The organism is Microcoleus sp. BM001215392, from assembly GCF_036700185.1.
Taxonomy (GTDB): Bacteria; Cyanobacteriota; Cyanobacteriia; order Cyanobacteriales; family Microcoleaceae; genus Microcoleus.
Window position 1 is genome coordinate 1,408 of the sequence record NZ_JAUBOJ010000578.1, and the last position, 1,662, is coordinate 3,069.

Annotated in this window: 2 protein-coding genes; both read right to left on the bottom strand. The window is 41.9% G+C overall.

The window, feature by feature from the left end; genetic code table 11:
• Positions 1–969: tetratricopeptide repeat protein (locus QT974_RS32900; protein WP_333472561.1), on the bottom strand; the 969-nt coding region annotated here is incomplete at its 3' end.
• A gap of 124 nt (positions 970–1,093) precedes the next feature.
• Positions 1,094–1,579, bottom strand: a complete 486-nt coding sequence (locus QT974_RS32905) for a hypothetical protein (RefSeq protein WP_333472562.1) — start codon at positions 1,577–1,579, stop codon at positions 1,094–1,096.
• Between the last annotated feature and the right edge of the window lie 83 nt (positions 1,580–1,662).

Consider the following 1,662-nt stretch of genomic DNA (forward strand, 5'->3'; position numbering starts at 1 on the left):
GGCTTTGTCGTAGGAGGCTATCGCATCTTCTAACCTGCCTAAATCATCCAGTGCACTGCCCCGATTGTACCAGGCTTCGTGTAAATCTGGTTTGAATTCTAAGGCTTTGTCGTAGGAGGCTATCGCATCTTCTAACCTGCCTAAATCATCCAGTGCATTGCCCCGATTGTACCAGGCTTCGTGTTTGTCTGGTTTGAATTCTAAGGCTTTGTCGAAGGAGGCGATCGCCTTTGCATATTGTTCAGCAGAGCGATACAATAAACCTTGTTCAAAAAACAATTCAGCTTTTTGTTCAGGTGTTTGCCGATCCTCATCAATTAAAGTTTGAATCCTCATCAATTCCTCTTTCCGTTCTTGAGGAGTCAAAGCTAGATATTCTTCTAGCTTCCATCTCTCCGAACAAGCCTGCATTGATTCCGCTTGCAAGCTTTCTCGATCCATCGGCAACTTAAATAAACTAGATCGCCAATCAAAGAAATCCGGTGCACGCTGAATCAAATAATCCACGGCAAAACGAGGTAAAATAAATACAAAACAAATATTAAAATTATCTCTAAATCTTTCCCGCTGCTGGTTGAGATTAATTAAAACAGGTGGCACACCCAGCCAACTGTAAGAATAAATATCCTTACTTTCCCAGCCAAGTTCCCTTTTCTCTTGTTCGTATTCATAAAGTGAATATTCTAAGCCTGTCACAAATAAGATATTAATTTCATCTCGTTCTGGCAACTCTTCAATGATGTTATAAAAATTATAAACAGACTTATCCAGCGCCAACACCTGAATCTTTTTCTGCGATACATCTGCTTGAACTTTTTCAATCAAGCGTTTCCCTTCCGCCGGTAAACACTCAACAAACAACAAGCTAAATCCATCTGTTCGCTTGAGAGTGCGTACCAGAGTCTGATATTCCTCCTCTGGTGTTGCTGGTGGCAAATCTTCGTCCCAATCGATTGCTTCTGGCGTCATGGCTAAAGTATAGCGAAATATCCTTAATTAATTCCGATCCCCCCTAGCCCCCCTTAAAAAGGGGGGGACAAGAAATTACTCAAAGTCCCCCTTTTTAAGGGGGATTTAGGGGGATCTCTCAGGGTTAGCCAGCTTCCTTAAATTCCTGAATATCTTTAATCAGCGGGTGAACATCATACCAAACCTGCTTGTTTTCCTCATCATCATAGTAGTGATATTCCAAAATACAGCGGTTAAATAGCAAATCGCGGTGTTGTTTGTCATTGAGTATCCGGTGAGTAATAAATACTTTTGCTAAAATTGACCAGTCATCTTTGTCAACAGTTCTGCGGTAGACATCCCGCGTGTTCGTAATCGACCTTTGTACCGCTTTTCCAGTAATTGGCAAATCATCTGTCTCATTTATGGTTCCTTGCAACATCAACAGCAAATTTCTGACGTGACCTCCACTCATCAAACACAGCCTTTCTACTGTTTCTTTGGTATCAAACCACTCTGTTTCTAAATCTAAATCCGAGGCGACTTGTTGCGCCCGCTTTTCAATCACCTCTTTCATTTTAGCAATTCCCGCTTGATAAACTTCACCGCTGGGATTGTTGATCATAATCATCGGCAGCACTTGTGGAGCGTTATTATAGTTAGGGCTTGCTGAATAAAAGCCAAAAGATTTACGAGGCGTGGGTTATGCGCTCG